This is a genomic window from Robertmurraya sp. DFI.2.37 (assembly GCF_029211245.1).
Lineage (GTDB): Bacteria > Bacillota > Bacilli > Bacillales > Cytobacillaceae > Robertmurraya > Robertmurraya methanolica_A.
The window spans coordinates 22,090-40,395 of record NZ_JARGEJ010000007.1 but is presented as its reverse complement, the minus strand read 5'-3'; the positions used below and the strand labels follow the sequence as shown (position 1 = coordinate 40,395).

18 protein-coding genes and 1 riboswitch are annotated in these 18,306 nt (G+C 37.0%); of the genes, 6 read left to right on the top strand and 12 right to left on the bottom strand.

Going from position 1 to position 18,306, the window contains the following annotated elements; all coding sequences use genetic code 11:
* Positions 1-108 precede the first annotated feature (108 nt).
* The 3 genes from PZE06_RS05780 to PZE06_RS05770 are packed head-to-tail and all read left to right on the top strand — an operon-like array spanning position 109 to position 1,203.
* Positions 109-339, top strand: a complete 231-nt coding sequence (locus PZE06_RS05780; protein ID WP_150914788.1) for a spore coat associated protein CotJA — start codon at positions 109-111, stop codon at positions 337-339.
* A complete protein-coding gene (locus tag PZE06_RS05775; protein ID WP_150914789.1) occupies positions 336-599 on the top strand; it encodes a spore coat protein CotJB in 264 nt (87 codons plus the stop codon). Before PZE06_RS05780 ends, PZE06_RS05775 begins: the two co-directional genes overlap by 4 nt.
* 34 nt (positions 600-633) lie before the next feature.
* Entirely contained in the window at positions 634-1,203 is a 570-nt protein-coding gene (locus PZE06_RS05770) for a manganese catalase family protein (RefSeq protein WP_150914790.1), read from the top strand.
* A 49-nt stretch (positions 1,204-1,252) separates the two neighbouring features.
* Here PZE06_RS05770 and PZE06_RS05765 read toward each other — a convergent pair whose 3' ends face one another.
* The 5 genes from PZE06_RS05765 to PZE06_RS05745 form a co-directional block, all read right to left on the bottom strand.
* Complete coding sequence (locus PZE06_RS05765; protein WP_150914791.1) at positions 1,253-1,711, bottom strand: YpbF family protein; 459 nt, start codon at positions 1,709-1,711, stop codon at positions 1,253-1,255.
* 172 nt (positions 1,712-1,883) lie between these two features.
* Positions 1,884-2,537 (bottom strand): LysM peptidoglycan-binding domain-containing protein, encoded by a 654-nt coding sequence (locus tag PZE06_RS05760; protein ID WP_150914792.1) that lies wholly within the window; start codon positions 2,535-2,537, stop codon positions 1,884-1,886.
* Complete coding sequence (locus tag PZE06_RS05755) at positions 2,534-3,136, bottom strand: CPBP family intramembrane glutamic endopeptidase (RefSeq protein ID WP_150914793.1); 603 nt, start codon at positions 3,134-3,136, stop codon at positions 2,534-2,536. Before PZE06_RS05755 ends, PZE06_RS05760 begins: the two co-directional genes overlap by 4 nt.
* A 10-nt stretch (positions 3,137-3,146) precedes the next feature.
* Complete coding sequence (locus PZE06_RS05750) at positions 3,147-4,625, bottom strand: RecQ family ATP-dependent DNA helicase (protein WP_150914794.1); 1,479 nt, start codon at positions 4,623-4,625, stop codon at positions 3,147-3,149.
* Complete coding sequence (locus PZE06_RS05745) at positions 4,615-5,676, bottom strand: YpbB family protein (protein WP_150914795.1); 1,062 nt, start codon at positions 5,674-5,676, stop codon at positions 4,615-4,617. The genes PZE06_RS05750 and PZE06_RS05745 overlap by 11 nt, the downstream gene beginning before the upstream one ends.
* A 292-nt stretch (positions 5,677-5,968) precedes the next feature.
* Here PZE06_RS05745 and PZE06_RS05740 point away from each other — a divergent pair, with 292 nt between their 5' ends.
* Positions 5,969-6,217, top strand: a complete 249-nt coding sequence (locus PZE06_RS05740) for a ferredoxin (protein WP_150914796.1) — start codon at positions 5,969-5,971, stop codon at positions 6,215-6,217.
* 284 nt (positions 6,218-6,501) lie between these two features.
* On the opposite strand, the gene PZE06_RS05735 is transcribed toward PZE06_RS05740, so the two are convergent.
* A complete protein-coding gene (locus PZE06_RS05735) occupies positions 6,502-7,080 on the bottom strand; it encodes an ECF transporter S component (RefSeq protein ID WP_150914797.1) in 579 nt (192 codons plus the stop codon).
* 347 nt (positions 7,081-7,427) lie between these two features.
* Positions 7,428-7,610: riboswitch (FMN riboswitch) on the bottom strand.
* Positions 7,611-7,794: 184 nt separating this feature from the next.
* On the opposite strand from PZE06_RS05735, the gene PZE06_RS05730 reads away from it, so the two are divergent.
* The gene (locus PZE06_RS05730) at positions 7,795-8,727 is read left to right on the top strand and encodes a manganese-dependent inorganic pyrophosphatase (protein ID WP_150914798.1); all 933 of its coding nucleotides are present in this window, start codon (positions 7,795-7,797) and stop codon (positions 8,725-8,727) included.
* 169 nt (positions 8,728-8,896) lie between these two features.
* Positions 8,897-10,471 (top strand): phosphoglycerate dehydrogenase, encoded by a 1,575-nt coding sequence (gene serA / locus PZE06_RS05725; RefSeq protein WP_150914799.1) that lies wholly within the window; start codon positions 8,897-8,899, stop codon positions 10,469-10,471.
* 45 nt (positions 10,472-10,516) lie between these two features.
* Here serA and PZE06_RS05720 read toward each other — a convergent pair whose 3' ends face one another.
* From PZE06_RS05720 to ccsB, 6 genes are all read right to left on the bottom strand, one after another.
* The gene (locus PZE06_RS05720) at positions 10,517-11,539 is read right to left on the bottom strand and encodes a M23 family metallopeptidase (protein WP_150914800.1); all 1,023 of its coding nucleotides are present in this window, start codon (positions 11,537-11,539) and stop codon (positions 10,517-10,519) included.
* 546 nt (positions 11,540-12,085) lie between these two features.
* Complete coding sequence (locus PZE06_RS29835; protein ID WP_150914801.1) at positions 12,086-13,315, bottom strand: GerMN domain-containing protein; 1,230 nt, start codon at positions 13,313-13,315, stop codon at positions 12,086-12,088.
* Positions 13,290-13,841 carry an RNA polymerase sigma factor SigX gene (gene sigX, locus PZE06_RS05710; protein ID WP_095306604.1) on the bottom strand — a complete coding sequence of 184 codons (552 nt, stop codon included), beginning with the start codon at positions 13,839-13,841 and terminating at the stop codon, positions 13,290-13,292. The genes PZE06_RS29835 and sigX overlap by 26 nt, the downstream gene beginning before the upstream one ends.
* A 550-nt stretch (positions 13,842-14,391) precedes the next feature.
* On the bottom strand, positions 14,392-16,164 hold the full coding sequence (locus PZE06_RS05705; RefSeq protein ID WP_150914802.1) for an ATP-binding protein: 1,773 nt from the start codon (positions 16,162-16,164) through the stop codon (positions 14,392-14,394).
* Positions 16,161-16,877 carry a response regulator transcription factor gene (locus PZE06_RS05700; RefSeq protein WP_150914803.1) on the bottom strand — a complete coding sequence of 239 codons (717 nt, stop codon included), beginning with the start codon at positions 16,875-16,877 and terminating at the stop codon, positions 16,161-16,163. The genes PZE06_RS05705 and PZE06_RS05700 overlap by 4 nt, the downstream gene beginning before the upstream one ends.
* 221 nt (positions 16,878-17,098) lie before the next feature.
* Positions 17,099-18,286 carry a c-type cytochrome biogenesis protein CcsB gene (gene ccsB, locus PZE06_RS05695; protein WP_150914804.1) on the bottom strand — a complete coding sequence of 396 codons (1,188 nt, stop codon included), beginning with the start codon at positions 18,284-18,286 and terminating at the stop codon, positions 17,099-17,101.
* Positions 18,287-18,306: the final 20 nt, after the last annotated feature.

Below are 18,306 nucleotides of genomic sequence, written 5' to 3'. Positions count from 1 at the left end.
TATTCTACAAAATCAAAAAGAACTCCTTTCCTTTTCGTGAAAATAACTGTCATGTCTGTCGTTTTTTTTCATAAAATTGAATGATATATCTATAAAAGGAGGGCAACTATGTTTACACCTAATAAAACCTATTCCCCTTATGTAAGTCCATTTGATCCTTGTAAACCTATCAAGGTAAAAAGCTACTCAACTCCACCACATTTATATATAGGATTTCAACCAAATAATTTCCCTCAATTCACTCCAATGGAAGCATTAAGAGCTGGAACACTTTGGAAGCCTCTATATGATCCTTATTACAATGCCAGAGAATTAGCTAAGGGAGGCAAACCCTCATGAAAAAACAATTGCCACCGGAGTTTTATGAACTCATGGAACAACTTCAAGCAGTTGATTTTGTGCTGGTAGAGCTAAGCTTATACTTAGATACTCATAACAACGATTTAGAAGCGATTAATCAATTTAATCACTATGTAAAGGAAAGGAAAAAGTTAAGAAAAGCAGTCGAAGCCGTGTATGGACCTTTAATGCAATTCGGACATAGTTATTCTGGGCAACCATGGGATTGGGATGACTCTCCTTGGCCATGGCAGCTATAAAACTTCAACACTTGAAAAATAGGAGGGATAGAATATGTGGATCTATGAAAAAAAGCTCCAATACCCTGTTAAAGTCAGCACATGTAATCCAATGCTCGCCAAATTTCTTATTGAACAGTATGGGGGGGCAGATGGAGAATTATCTGCCGCACTCAGGTATTTAAATCAGCGCTACTCGATTCCAGACAAAGTAATCGGTTTACTTACGGACATTGGCACAGAAGAGTTTGCCCATTTAGAAATGATTGCTACCATGATTTATAAACTTACGAAAGATGCGACTCCTGAACAAATGAAAGCTGCTGGACTTGGTGACCACTATGTCAATCATGATAATGCCCTCTTTTATCACAATGCTGCTGGAGTTCCATGGACTTCTAGCTATATTCAAGCAAAGGGAGACCCAATTGCAGATCTATATGAAGATATCGCCGCTGAAGAAAAAGCGCGAGCCACTTACCAATGGATCATTAATGTGAGCGATGACCCGGATTTAAATGATGGATTGAGGTTTTTAAGAGAACGAGAAATTGTCCATTCTCAACGTTTCAGAGAAGCTGTCGAAATTCTCAAAGACGAGCGCGATAAAAAGAAATTCTTTTAATCTTTCGAGGCAGCGGCAAAATCCCTGCCTCTTACCCTTGGATAAGTGTTTATTTATTTTCATGATAAAGATTGATATCGTAATTCTTTTTCATCATTTCAAAAACAAGATGACGATTTCTCCACGCGTCCTCCTGTTTCCATAGATCCTTGCTCTTATCAATAATTTCACAACGCAACGCATGGTATTCCTTTTCCGCCTTATCCTTCTTCTCTTTTAACAAATTCATCAAACCGTACAATCCAAAAATAAAAATAAGGGCGTACAAATTATAGGTCTGAGCCAGAAATGCTGAAAACATGGCTGCAAAGGAATACGAATACGGGATTACCAACGTTTTATATAAGATGAAGAGGTAGATAAAAGCTGAAAATATCGTTAACCAAATAACAAGGAAATGCCTGAATGTAAAAGCATCAAATTTTCTTTTTCGCTCCACTACCTTTTGGAGCATTTGCTTCGTTGCCTTATCGGTTCTCTCATCAAGCATTTTAATCGATGTTTCCATTAACTTCCTCCCCATTCTAAACAATTCCTCGTCATGCTATTTATAAAAATATATGATCTTGTCCTTCTAGTTATGATTTAAAACATAGCGATTATATTGATCTATTGATATTTAGCTCACTGCTAAACAAAAAAAGACGATGTTACTTCAACCATAACATCGTCTTTAATCCCTACTGTTCTATCGGTATTTTCAAAGTTTGTCCAATCCGGATCTCATTTCCTTGGATCCCATTTGCTTCTCTAATGATTTCAATTCCTGATTGTGATTGATAATATTTCATTGAAATTCGGAAGAGCGTTTCTCCAGTTTGTACTGTATGGTAAATAATCTCTTCTTTCACAGGTGCTTTATCATTAGGAGATTCCTTCTCTGGAAGCGTACTATCCACCTTCACCGGTTCAACTTTTTCCGATTCTGGCTCCCCAACTACTTCATCTTCTTCTATTTCCGGCAAATCTTCATCGAGGTCAACACCCGTTCGTTCTTCTTCCATTCCCTGTTCGCTTGGCTCATCATTTTTAACATCAACCGCCTCAATATTTCCTGCTAAAGGATGATCAACAGATGCAGAACGATTCGATTTGCTTTCATTAATAGAATAAATGCTAAAGCTCACAATTGGTAGGAGAATGAAAAAAATAGCTAATAATCGAATCAGAGGATATTTTAACTTCACCTTTGTTCTTTTTGCCTTTTGATAATGAACCCTGCTTCTTGGCGGCAGTTCCTGCGATGAATCATTAATCGTTTCAGATTCCTCTTTTTTACTAATTCTCTTTCTTAAACGTTCCGCCTGATCACGGTACGGCTCTTCTTTATTCATATCATTCCCTCCTGTTCATGAGGTGGTTGTTTATCGTTGCGAACGGCTAATCCTAATAAAAAATCAACAATAAAATGCAAAACAATCGTGACAAGCAAATTCTCTGTCATCATATAAATGTAACCAATAAAAAAACTAAGAAGTAAAATATTTACGAAAAGAAATTTGTTAAACAAGTATCGGTAATGAATTAATGCAAACAAAAGACTTGTGACAACTAGTCCAAAATGGGTTTGGAGCACACCTCTAAATAATATTTCTTCACTGACTGCAACCATTGCAGCAATTCCGGCAATTTGCCACACAGTTCTATTTTTAAACATTCGCTTATTCAAGCCGCCATCGTCATAATAGGAAGGTGGCAGCACCTTCATCAGCAGGAGGTCCAATGCGACAATGGCTAATCCAGCCCCAACGCCAACATACCAAATTTTCTTATCATCCCAAATAAACAACTCCCAAAATGATGAAAAATCATCAAACAAAAAAAACCCTATTACTAGCGCCATTACTAGTAGCAGTACTTGGGTTGCTATTAGGTGAAACGTGATTTCCCGATCGCTTAACTCCTGAACTATTTCCGTATATTTATTTTTCATGTTTACACGCTCACCCTTTTAATAAAATGCTGGATAAATAGGCTCTCCAATCAAATGAGAAAGAAAAATTGGCCGCATCTTCATCTCTTTTTTGAAACTGGTCTAAATTGATGCCACACACATCACAGCAATCCTTAATCGTTCTTTTCTTTTTTTCACCAAAATAATTCAAGATATTTTCTCTTCGGCATTGGCAAGAGTGTATCCAATTCTTGATTTCCTCAATCTTTTTTCTTTTTAGTCGCGTTCTCTCTTCAACAAAGAGCTTGAACTTCTCTATTGACGAGTCCAAAGCACCGGTGTTTTCAAGATTTTCAAAGAAATCACTTATTAAGCGCCATTGAATATCATTTAACCCAACAAGTGCCCGCATTTCTTCTTCACTTCGGTTCTTCGATTTCATCCATTGGCTAATCCAATCAATCTGAACCACATTTGGAAGTTCATTTTCCACCAAGTGATAGGATAGTGCCTCATCTCCTGGTGAATATAGTAATATCGCTAAGCTTTTTTTTCCATCTCGACCAGCACGACCAATTTCTTGTATATAAGATTCCATTTGCAAGGGCATGTGATAGTGAATGACAAAGCGGATGTCTTCTTTATTTACACCCATACCGAATGCACTGGTTGCACAAATTAAATCGAGTTGTCCATGGATAAATTGCTGTTGAATAAGGATACGGCTTTCCTGATCGATTCCCCCATGATAAGCCATAACTTTATGAAAACCATCTGCCTTTAATCGTTCAACTAGCGCTTCTGCCTTTTTGCGACTGGAAAAATAAATAATACCTGGTCCTTGAAGAGACGAAAGCAACTTTATCAGGTGATGTTCCTTTTCCTCAGGAGCAGCCACTTGCTCTACCTTAATCGCAATATTGGGACGATCCATTGAAAAAATATGTTCATCCCAAGAAGTTAGTTTTAATACTTGGGCAATATCTGTAACTACTTCTTTCGTAGCTGTTGCTGTCAAAGCTAATGTAAGTGGATTACCAAGTTGCTCTCTTATTGTTCCCAGCTTCATATAATCTGGACGAAAATCATATCCCCATTGTGAAATACAATGAGCTTCGTCGATCACAAACAAAGAAATCGGCAAGCCTTGCAACCTTTGTTTTATTTCATCAAGGTTTAACATTTCAGGGGAAATGTAAATAAATTTATATTTGTTTAGCTGACGTAAAGCTTTGCTTCTGTCTGCGCCAGTTAAAAATGAATTGAGCGCTATTACTCTTTTTTCTCCTTGCATATGCATTTGCTCGACCTGATCTTGCATGAGCGACAAAAGTGGTGAAATGATCACAACGATACCTGAAAGTACATATCCTGGAAGCTGATAGCACAATGACTTCCCTGTGCCAGTAGGTAAAACAGCAATCGTATTTTTCTTATTTAGTACAGATGACACAACCTCTTTCTGTCCGGGGCGAAACGCAGAAAAGCTGAAATGTTCCTGCAATTTTTTCTCTAGCTCAAAATTCATTATCTTCACCAAGCCTAGTCAAAACTAATCGGATTTGAAAATAGGTTGCTTCTGGAACCAATTCACGGATCTGTTTCAATTGTTTAGAAGTTGCCTGTTTATGCGCAGCCGTAATCAGTTTTATTTTTTCCTTCCCTACAAACGGTTCAATTTGAAATGAATTCATTTGCAGGGCAAGTTCAACAATATGATCCTGTATTGTACTAACTTTCAATTTTCTGATTTGAGCGATTTGTTCGAGTGAAAATCCTTTATTTAAGAGTACCAACGTTTTCTTACTTGTATCTGTTAAAAGAAGATTTGTTTCAATATCTGTTATAAGCGATGCTAACAACATGAATGTTTTCGGTTCTTTTTGAATTCTAAACAAAATATAATGTAACAATGCCTGAAATTGAAAATGATACAGGGTTTGCTCTATTTTTAAGGACTCACATGCCTGTTTTTCTGTCAAACCAATTGTCTCAAATCCAGTTAAACGAATGACAAAAACACTTGGATCGATTTCTCGGCAATCTTCCAAAACATGAATGAGCTCATGATATAAGCGATCGCTAAGTTCTTTGCGATTAAATCGATTATGGAGAAGATAATTTTTCAACCATTTGAGCAAAGGTTTCTTTCGCTGGATGGGAATATAATTTCGATCTTGGTTAGCCAAATGTGAAGTTACTTGAACCAATAACGAGATCCTCTGCCAAAAGATATTAGCGTATTGGTAATCCCAACCGTTCAAATAGGATAAAAACGGATGATTTTCAGACTCTTTTTTCATATAGGTTAAACCATCTCTTGTAAGCTTATAATACTGCTCATTCGTTGCCGTAACTAAATTTTGTTTTTCAAGCTCCTCAATGATCTCATCAAATTGCTTTCTTGTTAAGAAATCACATGTTTTATAAAATTGCGCAATTTGGAAAAGATGGGCATCTTGTATCGTCTGGAAAGATTTCTTTCCAGATAGGAGATGATATAAAGAGTATATAGTTCTCTCGTCATTTATTTTATGTAAACAGAAAAGAACAACAAAATATATAAATCGAGTTGGCATCCTATCACCCTATTACTATATTTTGAAAAAAAGTTCCTCACGAGAGAGCAACAACACGTTTTTAACGGTATTCTTATATATCATAATTCGACGTGTTTCCCTATTTATTTTAACATGAAAATGAAATAAAGGCTCCTATTCCGTTCCAAAACGTTGTTATGATAAGCATTCTCATTATTTTTTTATTGAAATGTTACTCATACAGTTTTACAATAAAGAATGAGGGAATACGTTTCAGAAGCTTTTATGAAATGTATGAAAATAAATGTTTAATTCATTGGGAGGTTTTTACATGGCAAAATATACAATTGTTGACAAAGAAACATGCATCGCATGTGGGGCTTGCGGAGCTGCTGCGCCAGATATTTACGATTATGATGATGAGGGTATCGCATTTGTAACGCTTGATGATAACGAAGGAATTGTTGAAATTCCAGATGTTTTAATAGACGATATGATGGATGCTTTTGAAGGCTGTCCAACTGATTCCATTAAAATTGCAGACGAACCATTTGATGGAGATCCATTAAAGTTTGAATAGAAGTAAGCAAGCGCAAGGGTCAACTCGTGCCGTTTCTAACTAGAAGGGGCTGTCCTTTCGATATAGGAAGCCTTAATTGTGATAGCAATTCTTGGCCGACTAATCGTAAGCAGTAAATATCTAAAGTTTGTTAGGCTTTGGCTACTTGCACCGATCAGATTAACCACTTGAAAGAGTGTTTCATCGAAGCAATCGATATTTCGGAAACAAAAGAAAAACTCCTCTCTTTTTTGTGAGAGGAGTTTTTCTTTTAAAGGCATGAGCTTTTCTCTGTTATTTTTTATTTATATTCGATATGCTCTCTGCTTTCCAATCCAAGTACTCATTCTAGTAAAGAGAAGCATAAAAACGATTGATATTAAAATCCCTTTAACAATATTGAATGGAAGTATACCGGCGACAATCATTTGCCTTGTTTCCTCACCGGACATTGCCGGGAACCCCATAAACATTGTATAGGCTGGTAGGATAACAAAGTAATTTAATACACTCATGACAACAGCCATCAATATCGTTCCAACAATTAATGCGTAGGTCATTCCTTTTTTCGTTTTTAATTTTTCATAAATATAGTATGTTGGAATGACGAATAGAACTCCTGCCACGAAATTTGAAAAATGGCCAACTGGAATACCGGTATCACTGCTTGTCAAAATATAATCCAATACATTTTTAAATAATTCAACCAATATCCCAGCAACTGGTCCAAAAATCAATGCAGCGATTAAAGCTGGAATATCACTAAAATCGACCATTAAAAATTTTGGAAAAGGTGGTAATGGAAAGTTTAGAAGCATCAGAACAAATCCGATACTACTTAACATTCCGATTGAAACTAAAGCTTTGATGTCGTACTTCTTCATTTTCCTCTCTCCTTTTAAGGGATCCATCTCTCCTAAAGAAGAAAGGTTCAGCGTTATTAAGCTATACCCATTGATAAAGAACAACAAGATGCTCACAACCTAGTTGAATCCATTTCTCAATAAATAAAGTGAAAAAATGCACAACCAATTCGTTCTTCTGGAAGATAAACTCCAGTGAAAAAATCTATGGATTAATGCTCGTTTTTATCGCATTATTTCGAAATGGCTAGATGTTTTACATCTTGAATATTCCCTCCAAAAACAAACTCCCCCAAGTTTACTTGAGGGAGAATAAAACGGCACGCTTAATAAACATTCAAACTAGCAAATTTGAACGCTTGCAGAACCTCCATCTTCTCCCATCCAGACTATACTGTCGGCTTTGGAATTGCACCAAATCCTGCCAAAGCATTTCGTTAAGCTCAAGAAGAAACTTCTTAAATTCACTTATGCTTATAATTGGCTCGCGGGCTCAGAGACTAACTCTCATTACCGCCGGTCGGGAATTACACCCTGCCCCGAAGATAGACCAATATTTAATTACACCATTATTATAGCGTACTGAAGCAACTTTGTGAAGAAGTTAACCTTATGCTCGATATTTTTTGTTATTTTCACCGATTTTATGGTAAATTATAATAGTAATTTCATAAAAAGATAGGCATTTTATCGCCTCAGAAAAAAACATAAACATTTATATAGAAGGAGATAAAAATGGATAAAATACTTATTTTCGGTCACAAAAATCCGGATACGGATACCATTTGCTCAAGCATTGCATATTCTTACTTAAAAAATCAACTTGGCTTGAATACCGAGCCTATCCGCTTAGGTGAGATTAACGGAGAAACTGAGTTCGCTCTAAAAACATTTGAGCAAGAAGTTCCGCGATTTGTTCAATCCGTATCAGCTGAAGCAAGCAGTGTTATCTTAGTCGACCATAACGAGCGACAACAGAGTGCAGACGACATTAATGATGTACGTGTTTTAGAAGTTATTGATCACCACAGAATAGCTAATTTTGAAACAAGTGAACCGCTCTACTATCGAGCTGAGCCAGTCGGTTGTACTGCGACGATTCTGAAGAAACTGTTTAAAGAAAATAATGTAGAAATTGAAAAAAATATAGCCGGACTAATGCTATCGGCAATTATTTCCGATTCTTTATTATTTAAATCTCCTACTTGCACAGATGAAGACATTCAAGCGGCACATGAACTAGCTCAAATCGCAGGAGTAAATCCAGAAAAATATGGTTTAGACATGCTTAAAGCTGGTGCTGACTTAAGCAAAAAATCAGTTGAACAGCTCATCTCCCTCGATGCAAAAGAGTTCCAAATGGGCAATAGTAAAGTTGAAGTTGCTCAGGTTAATACTGTGGATATCCAAGATGTTCTCTCCAGGCAAGCTGAAATCGAATCGGCTCTTCAAGCTGTCATCGCTGATAAGAGCTTAGATTTATTTGTCTTTGTCATCACGGACATATTAAATAGTGATTCTACTGCTATTGCTCTTGGTCGCTCAGCTGATGCTGTCGAAGAAGCCTACGGTGTGAAATTAGAGAATCATACCGCCTTATTAAAAGGGGTTGTTTCCCGCAAAAAACAAATTGTACCTGTTTTAACGGATGTATTTAATAAAAGATAAATCAAATAAATAAGAATCGCAGACGCTATTGCCTGCGATTCTTATTTATTTGTGACACATACCCCAAGTAAGCGTTTTCTTATGATAACGAACATTAATTCCTCATTGACAGATTAATATTCGTTTTGTAAAATAATCAGAAAATTGATAATTGGTAGGAGATGTTCAAATGTATCGAGTTTTAGTAGCCGATGCGATTAACGCAGAAGGCTTACAGCCATTATTAGACTATGCAGATGCTCAAGTAATTGAAAAAAAAGTAACAGACACAGATGTTGAATTAGAGACAATCGATGCTTTACTTGTAAGAAGTGCTACAAAAGTAACCGAAGAACTCCTAAAAAAAATGCCTCAATTAAAAATCATTGCACGAGCGGGAGTAGGCGTTGATAATATAGATGTTAACGCGGCAACAAAACGCGGAATTATTGTCGTCAACGCACCGGACGGAAACACCATTTCAACTGCTGAACATACTTTTGCAATGATGGCTTCATTAATTCGCAACATCCCTCAAGCGCACGCATCTGTCAAAAATTTAGAATGGAACAGGAATGCTTTCGTTGGAAATGAACTAAATGGGAAAGCTTTAGGAATTATAGGCTTAGGGAGAATTGGAACAGAAATAGCAAAACGCGCAAAAGTATTTGGAATGACAGTGCTTGTTTTTGATCCGTTTCTTACAAAAGAAAGAGCCCATAGTATTAATGTTGAGAGCTGTACTCTTGAACAAGTACTGGAACAGGCGGATATCATTACTGTACATACTCCTCTTACGAAAGAAACAAAAGGCTTGATAAATGAAACAGCCATTAAAAAAACAAAAAAAGGGGTCTATTTCCTTAACTGTGCCCGCGGTGGCATAATCGATGAGCAGGCATTAGCTGTCTATCTCGGAAACGGCCATGTTGGTGGAGCTGCTTTGGATGTTTTTGAAGAGGAGCCTCCTGGAGAGCATCCCCTTCTAAAATTTGATAATGTCATCGTCACTCCACATTTAGGTGCTTCCACGAAAGAAGCCCAATTAAATGTGGCAACACAAGTCGCTAAAGAAGTAAGAACCTATTTTGAAGATCGTCCAGTTACAAATTCCATTAATCTTCCAGCAATGTCTAAGGATATTTATGATAAGATTCAACCGTTTCACCATTTATCAAAACAGCTGGGCTCGATCTTATCACAATGTGTAAAAGAAGGGATCGAGGAGTTATCAATCAATTACGCCGGTAGCGTCACTGAACTCGAAACCTCATATTTAACAAAAGCGCTATTATCTGGTTTCTTTAAAAACCGTATTGACGTACATGTCAACGAAGTAAATGCCCTGCTGACCGCAAAGGAGCGAGGCATAACCGTCGGAGAGAAAATTTCAACAAACTCTTTTGGATATGCAAATTGTATTACCGTTACAGCCAAGATTGAAAATAGACAATTTTCATTAAGAGGTACTTATATTGATCATTATGGTCCGCGGATCGTTCATATGAATGACTTTAATATTGATTTCCATCCAGAAGGAAATTTATTATACATCCAACATATGGATCGCCCCGGTGTCATTGGCCGTGTTGGTAAAATATTAGGTGATCTCGCCATCAATATTGCGACTATGCAAGTAGGTCGAAAAGAAGTAGGTGGAGAAGCTATAATGGTGCTGTCTTTTGACAAACCACTGGACTCGACCGCTCTCCAATTACTATCTGAACTAGACGACATCGTTTTAATGAATCAAATTACTCTTTAAACTTATTCATATCTATCGATCGGAGGAAAAAACTCCTCCGATTGTTTATTGCTGCTTAATCGTTAAAATTTGCTGTGGCTGAATTATTTCACTGCTTAAATGATTGATCTCCATCAGTTCTTCAACTGATAAATGAACTTCCTCTGCGATACTAGTTAATGAATCCCCTTGTTTAACAATATATTGCTCTTCAGAGGGTTCTTCAATGATTAATTCTTGCTCTGGAAGAATTACATCATTTACTAATTGGTTCGATTCCATAATCGTAACAACGGACGATTCGTATTTTTCCGCTAATTCCCATAAAGTATCTCCACTTTGAACGACGTGAATAACACCCTTCGTTTCTTCCTCTTTATATTCCTTGCTTTTCGTACTCTCTATCTCATCTTCCAAATCTTTTTCCTCACTAACTAATAATTGATAATCGTCAGTGAGTAAATATTTTGCTATATCCTCATTTAAAGCTTCATCTGCTTCGCCTATAGCATCCGTTTCCTCCATCACTCCTGCAACCTCAACATGCTCCTTTTGCTGTACCATTGCTTGAACGGTTTCTCCTACACCAACTTCTCCAAGAATGGCTACAGGGTTGAGCGAGTTCTCTTTATTAACCGTCCATTCTTTTTTATGTATTTCGAAATGTAGATGTACTCCTGAAGAACGACCCGTGCTGCCCATTTCCCCAATAATGTCCCCTTGTTTAACACTCTGACCCTCACTTACATTTCGTTTCCTAAGATGGGCATAAACCGTTTCAAAATTATTTGGGTGTTTTACAAATACGACATGACCATATGAGCTTGAATAATAGGATCTACTAACCGTTCCTTCATCTACTACATAAATCGGTGTTCCTAATCCTCCTGCTATATCAATTCCTTTATGCTGTCCATTCCGTGTTCCGTATGTATCGGTTACAATCCCATCCGCCGGCCACATCCAATGTGCTGCGGCTTCCTTTATATCTATTGTCTCTGCTTGAATATTTTTTCCTCCTATAAATAACAGGCTTATAAAAAAGGCCATAATCCCAGCAATTAACAAACGCTTTGCAAAGTCTCTCATTAGAATCCTCCTTAATTTGAGCTTTTCCCTACACGATATGACAGCTTGTACGTTGTTAGAACTACTAATTAAGCGGAGTAAAATGAAAAACCTGTCAAATCCTCTCCTCGCTATGTAAAATTCTTTTTTAGAAAGACATTTGTTATTATTTGGATAGTTTTCGTTTTTTTATACAAAAATTATTGATTTCGGTCCAATTACAAAAAAATGGGTTGTCGAAAGTTCATTTCTTTGAAGTTAAACTAATCTTTTTAGCAGGCATAAAGTATGACTATGTAAGAATAGGTTGCGCCCCCTAAATCATTGCTACACATTAACGCATCCTAAGGAAAGGTATCGGTTAATAACTCAGTTCTAATTTACTTTTGGAACAATATTTATCTCAAAAAAACAAGTGGGCCATTAGCTCACTTGTTTTTTTACAGGGTACTTCAAATAGTGCCCCCCACACCTATAAACTTGTCACTTACGCCGCAAGACAGACATTTTCAGCTCAAATAATGAGACGTCTTACAAACTAAGACAAAAAATCAGCCTTTAGAGATCTTAATTTAATATTTCTCTTTTATTAGGAGCAATCGGAACATTTATTTCCTCATTAAAGACGAATTTTCCAATTTTCTCAAGTTTACTATACTCAATTTTTACTTTATTATAATTAAACTCTTTCGCTGTTAGTAAGATTGCTTCAATTGTCTGAAGGATTGTTTTTGTGCTAGTCATATCAGAATCTTCATTTAGCTGTAGGGTTAACATCCCCTTCTCCCCGTGTATTTCTTCAATATCAATATTTTGAGGGATCGACGCACTTAACTGATGAGTATCAACATTTTCCTTCATTGCATTTAATGCCGCTTCAATATTCGTGAATGATTTTTCATACGGAACTAAATAAGGGACTTCTGGATTCACATTTGAATAGTAAAAGTAGTAAGCATAATTTCCATCATCCGAAAGATCTAAGCCAGGGAGTTCCCCTTCATTCCCCAATTCAATTCCTGGTTGATTATCTGTATATAATTCAATTCCCGTTAACCCTAAAGATTTAGCAGTTTTCTTAATAACAGAAGTAAAAGCTATTTCGTTTGCAGAACCTTGATAGGTTTGACCACTTGGAACATTCACCTTTAAAATATCATCTTTGATGACCGATAGTTCCACATTTTTTAATGGGAACGTCTCCGCAAGTCCCCATTCCTTTTCATGTAACTTTGCCATTGTCTCTGTATACTGCTCAAAAAGAGACTTTCCCTTCTCCTTTGGGATGAGTACAGTTATAGGTACGATAATTTGATTTTGCTCATCTGGTATCGCAAAAGTAAGTGTATTTTCTTCCGCACCATTTACATCTTCAGCATATACGGCAGTGTACTCTTGCTTAATATCAGTGATTGAAGAAGTCACTCCTTCTTCAGTAGCCTCATCATTAGTAGGGATATCTTGCTTTTCCTCAACTGCACTGTCATAAACGACACCTGCATCCTCATCTTTGATTATATTCATTTCTGATCGTTCAGCTTGCTCTGTCGCATTTCCACTCTCCGCTGATTGTTCAGAGGAAGAATTTTCGCCTAAAAGATTAGAAGAAAGTACTGCTACTATTAAAATCACTGCAGCAGTAGCAGCAGAAGGGATGAGCCAGGAGCGTTGCTTTCTCTTACTCAATCTAAGTGAAATGTTTTGATATATATCACGAGGATCGCGATTGTCTTCGATCTTGGGCATTTCTCGTAGTAATTTCTCAAGCTGTTCATCGCTCCACTCTGATTTTCTCACTTGTTGTCCCCTCCTTTGCCATTCTTTCTTCCATTTCTTTTTTCAATACTTTTAAGGCTCGGTGTTGAGTTGTTTTAACCTTGCTTTCTGTCCAACCTAAAGCTTCTGCAGTTTCAATAATGGTCAATTCTTGAATATAACGCAATATGATAACCATCCTTTGATCAACTGTACAATGGTCTAAACACTGATATATCAATGAAATTTCCTCATTTTGTAAAGCAATTTCTTCAGGGATAGGACTATCATCTTTAATCTGACCAGTAGTCCAATCAAACTTTTCAGCAATTTTCTGCCGCCATCCTTTTTGCTTTCGGAAATAATCAATTGCTACGTTTCTCGCAATTGAAAATAGCCATGTTTTTTCACTACTTTTCCCCTCAAAACGGTCATAAGATTTTAGTACCCTTATATATACCTCTTGAACAAGATCTTCAGCTTGTTCCCTATTTTTCACCATATAAAAAATAAATTGAAAAACGTCATGATGATATTTTGAATACAGCTCATCAAAAACGGAGTCCATTGGTTTCCCTCCCCGTTCAACCAATTAGTCGTAATATTATCCACAAAAGTTACATTCATATTGTCGAAATTTTTGTAACTATGATTGTCCAAATCATTTATGTTGATCACTCAAGGTCACTTCGTCAATTTCCATTTCTTTAAAAGAAATACACTAATATCACTAATATAGTATTTTTCAATAAAAAAAGGAAGAAGTTTTGTAAAACTCCTCCCTTTTTTAAAAGATGATGATGAGCTATGACCCGATATTATTTTATCCAGATTACCTAGCCTTGCTCTTCGTATCTCCTTTATCTCAGTCAGCCCCGTCCAGTCCATACGGCGCTAAACAGGGAACTTCCGCTTTTCGATTTGGCTAGCTCCAGCGGCTATCTCCTTGCAAACTTCAGCCCACCTCCCTACGATAAGTCAAACTCGATTCGCTTTCGCTTCTCGGTTTTCCTTTATCTCAGTCGCTGTCCTTCCAGTTTGTACGGAGATGAACGAGCCGCTTCCGCTTTTCGATGTTCCTTGTGAATCAAGATGAGTCGTCAGTTTTCTTGTTGTTCTTATAAATTTCGAGGAATGAAAAAGGAAAATGTCGTTCCATGTCCGTCTTTACTGTGAACGGAAATATGTCCTTTATGGCTCTCAACAATATTTTTAGCGATAGCAAGTCCTAACCCTGTTCCAGAACGGCCTCTTGTCCTTGCTTTATCCCCTTTATAAAAGCGTTCAAAAACAAAGGGAAGGTCCTCTTCGAGAATGCCTTTGCCAGAATTGAATACTTCAATATGAAGCCCTTTCTCTTCTATTTTCCCCGAAACGACAATGATGCCATTATCCTCTGTATGCCTAATCGCATTATCAATTAAATTAGTCAAAACCTGTTCAATTCGATCCCCATCAAAATAATAGGTCAATTCCAAATTGTAAAAATCACCTTTTAAATGAATTCCCTTTTCCTTTGCCAACCCTTGGAATTTTCGAATAATTCTTTCCAAATATGATTTCACTTCTATTAAACTAATATCAAGCTGGATATGTCCTGCTTCCATACGAGCAAGGTCCAATAATTCATTTACAAGGCGGCCCATTCTTAGCGATTCATCATAAATTACCCTTGCCATTTCCATCTTTTCCTCTTCTGATTCGGCAATTCCATCTACAATCGCTTCACTATAGCCTTGCATCATCGAAATCGGCGTTCTTAATTCATGTGAGACGTTGGCAATAAAATCTTGTCGCAGCTTGTCAAGTTGACGTTCCTCGGTCATATCGCGAACAACTGCGACAGCACCACGAATAAAGGTATTATTATATAAAGGACTTACAATAATGACCCAGAATCTTCCTTGAACAGAGATTTCACCGACTTGCTCTTGTTCTGTGTTTACCGCAAGCTTGAAAAGCTCCATTACTTCATAAGGAACTTCTTCCGCACTTCTTGATTTCCCATCCTGCTCAAAATACCAGTCCTGTAAAAATCTTTCAGCAGGAGGATTCGTAATCAAAATCGTACCGTCACGATTAAATGTTATAACTCCATCGACCATACTGCTAAGAATGCTGGATAGCTGCTCCTTCTCTTGACTGAGGGCGTTAAGATTAAACTTTAACTGTCTCCCCATTTGGTTAAATGCGGTCGCCAACTCCCCGATTTCATCATTTGTTAAGATCGGTACCTTTGTATCGAACTTTCCTCTTGCAATTTCAAAGGCTGCCTCTTTCATTTTACGCAGAGGAGCATTAATTCTTGTCGCTAAGAAAAATGCAAAAATAGTCGTCAAAATAATGGCTACTCCAGCAGCAAGTAAAATAAACTTCTTCGTTGAATTGGATGTCTCCTCCATCACCGTTAACGATTGCATGATAAAAACTGCACCCTGTTCTTTTCCTACCATGTCGATCGGTGTACCGATGATTAATAAGCGCGAATCCTCATCATCATTTGCCATTGGAAAATTGGCCATTTTTTTAACTGTTTTGTTCTCAGTAAAAACATGCATTAATTCAGGATCTGTTAAAAAGTAAGTTACAGGTAATCCAAAGTTCTCATCCATTGTGGGCGAAGAAAAATACTCTTGTTCATCAAAAATAATCATCGCCTCTGTCTTATCATCGAGAAGTTCCCAAGCCAACTGAAGGCCGATACTTTCATCCTGTTCTTCCAAAAAGTGCGAAATACGTGTAGCTGTTTTCTGAAGATTACTCTCCGTCTCATTGATATGATAATTTTCAAAGAATTCCAGCAGCATCACTGTTAAAATAAACAGGACAAATATAACAAGAAAAAGAATGGTAAACCAGAGCTTACCAACTACACTGCGCCAAAACATCATTCATTGACAACCTCAAACTTATAACCTACACCCCATACTGTTACAATCATACTGGCAGCATCCTCTGAGACTTTATTCAGCTTTTCACGTAAACGTTTAACATGCGTATCAACCGTTCTCAAATCTCCAAAGAATTCATAATGCCAAACTTCTTTTAAGAGCTGTTCCCGATCAAATACTTTATCTGGAGACTTTGCTAAAAAATAAAGAAGTTCATATTCCTTCGGTGTTAAACTAACTTCTTTGCCTTCTGCCAAAACTCGATGAGCGTCATTATCAATCGTCAGACTAGGAAAAACAATGACATCTTTTGTGGTTGTTTCCGTTTGTAAATACGACGTACTTGAAGATCTTCTTAGCAAAGCTTTCACGCGGAGTACAACCTCACGAGGACTGAATGGTTTTACAATATAATCATCTGTACCCACTTCAAACCCTTGGACACGATTCACTTCTTCTCCTTTAGCAGTAAGCATAATAACTGGAGTCGCTTTCTTTTCTCTTAATTCTCGACATACCTCAATCCCATCTTTTCCAGGCATCATTAAATCGAGCAAAATCACATCATAATCATTGGCAATCGCTTTTGCTAATGCCTCATTGCCGTCTTCAGCTTCATCAATTAAATAATCTTCTCTTTCTAAGTACATTTTTAAAAGACGTCTAATTCTTTCTTCATCATCGACAACCAAAATTTTTACTTCTTTATCCATAATCGCTCCCCCTATCATATCCATTTTCAATACTTCCATCATAAGTTCTAAAAAGTATTACGTGCTTATACTTCATTATAAACGATTGACTAAAAGTTAGACACTAATGTAAACACGTTGAAACATCAGCAGTGTCTAGGTTAAAAACGCTCACATCCTATTTTGAAAAATGCCTCCACAAAAAGTGAAGGCAATATATAAATTTCTAATAACCTTATTTCTTAACCAGCATAGGAGTGTAGCCCAGCAATAACTAAGTTAACGGCGATTAAATTAAACATGATGATCGCAAAACCAATAACAGCTAGCCATGCCGATTTCTCACCATGCCAGCCTTTAGCTAAGCGAAGATGTAGGAAAGCGGCATAGAAAAGCCATGTAATCAATGCCCAGACCTCTTTTGGATCCCAACCCCAGAAACGAGTCCAAGCGATTTGCGCCCAAATCATTGCAAATACTAGACCGCCTAAAGTAAAGACCGGAAAGCCAATCAAGACTGAACGATAACTAATTTCATCAACTAAATCGAGTTTAATGTTCTTCGTTAATGGCTGCAGGGCAGCACCAATTCTTTTTCTGAGAATCAGTCTAATTAAAAAGTATAAGCCCAACCCTACCACTAATGACCAAACTACAGTATTTAATTTTTTGGCATTTATAATACCTGGCACTTGAACCCATGGCTCAAATGTTCCATCTTCTATTACCTTCCATTCGTTTGGACCAATAACTGCTGGAATTGTATAATCCATTTCTGCTTCATATCCATTTTTATCGATATAGCTGTAGGAAGCCTTGTAATCCGTAATAGCAAAAGTAGACGTAACGGCAATAAATGCAACAACCGATACAATTGAATACATAATCACTTCTAGCCAGAAAGTACTTTTGCTACGTTTTGTATGATCAATGGCTTTAACTAAATAAATGAGTGCAGCGCCAAAGCTTACTGCGAGTATTGCTTCTCCCAATGCAACAGTTGAAACATGGATTTGGAGCCAATGACTCTGTAATGCTGGTATTAAAGGTGAGATTTCTCTTGGGAACATGCTTGCATATGCAATGATTAATAGCGCAATCGGCAAAACAAACATTCCTAGAATCGATGTTTTATAAATAAAGTATATTAAAATAAATGAAGCAACTAAACACATTCCAAAAAACGTCGTATATTCGAACAGATTGCTTAATGGAGCATGTCCCGCTACAATCCATCTCGTAATGAAGAAGCCTAATTGCGCTATGAAGCCAATAATGGTAATAACAATTCCAATTTTGGCCCACTTATCAAAAGACTTCTTTTCTTCATCCAATCCTTTTTTCTGCCTAATCGCTCCTCCAAAAAAAGGAATGGCCACTAAGTATAAAATAAATGCTATTAATAAAAGGTTTGAACTTAAACTAGCCAACCTACTTCCTCCTTACTTAT

What these genes read in the sequence shown, in the direction of transcription:
- PZE06_RS05760 (WP_150914792.1), bottom strand. Translation starts at nt 2,537, where the DNA reads ATGAATAAAGAAGAGCCGTACCGTGATCAGGCGGAACGTTTAAGAAAG.
- PZE06_RS05765 (WP_150914791.1), bottom strand. Translation starts at nt 1,711, where the DNA reads ATGGAAACATCGATTAAAATGCTTGATGAGAGAACCGATAAGGCAACG.
- PZE06_RS05750 (WP_150914794.1), bottom strand. Translation starts at nt 4,625, where the DNA reads ATGAATTTTGAGCTAGAGAAAAAATTGCAGGAACATTTCAGCTTTTCT.
- PZE06_RS05700 (WP_150914803.1), bottom strand. Translation starts at nt 16,877, where the DNA reads ATGGATAAAGAAGTAAAAATTTTGGTTGTCGATGATGAAGAAAGAATT.
- PZE06_RS05735 (WP_150914797.1), bottom strand. Translation starts at nt 7,080, where the DNA reads ATGAAGAAGTACGACATCAAAGCTTTAGTTTCAATCGGAATGTTAAGT.
- PZE06_RS05740 (WP_150914796.1), top strand. Translation starts at nt 5,969, where the DNA reads ATGGCAAAATATACAATTGTTGACAAAGAAACATGCATCGCATGTGGG.
- PZE06_RS05745 (WP_150914795.1), bottom strand. Translation starts at nt 5,676, where the DNA reads ATGCCAACTCGATTTATATATTTTGTTGTTCTTTTCTGTTTACATAAA.
- PZE06_RS05780 (WP_150914788.1), top strand. Translation starts at nt 109, where the DNA reads ATGTTTACACCTAATAAAACCTATTCCCCTTATGTAAGTCCATTTGAT.
- serA (WP_150914799.1), top strand. Translation starts at nt 8,897, where the DNA reads ATGTATCGAGTTTTAGTAGCCGATGCGATTAACGCAGAAGGCTTACAG.
- PZE06_RS05705 (WP_150914802.1), bottom strand. Translation starts at nt 16,164, where the DNA reads ATGATGTTTTGGCGCAGTGTAGTTGGTAAGCTCTGGTTTACCATTCTT.
- PZE06_RS05755 (WP_150914793.1), bottom strand. Translation starts at nt 3,136, where the DNA reads ATGAAAAATAAATATACGGAAATAGTTCAGGAGTTAAGCGATCGGGAA.
- PZE06_RS05720 (WP_150914800.1), bottom strand. Translation starts at nt 11,539, where the DNA reads ATGAGAGACTTTGCAAAGCGTTTGTTAATTGCTGGGATTATGGCCTTT.
- PZE06_RS05775 (WP_150914789.1), top strand. Translation starts at nt 336, where the DNA reads ATGAAAAAACAATTGCCACCGGAGTTTTATGAACTCATGGAACAACTT.
- PZE06_RS05770 (WP_150914790.1), top strand. Translation starts at nt 634, where the DNA reads ATGTGGATCTATGAAAAAAAGCTCCAATACCCTGTTAAAGTCAGCACA.
- PZE06_RS05730 (WP_150914798.1), top strand. Translation starts at nt 7,795, where the DNA reads ATGGATAAAATACTTATTTTCGGTCACAAAAATCCGGATACGGATACC.
- sigX (WP_095306604.1), bottom strand. Translation starts at nt 13,841, where the DNA reads ATGGACTCCGTTTTTGATGAGCTGTATTCAAAATATCATCATGACGTT.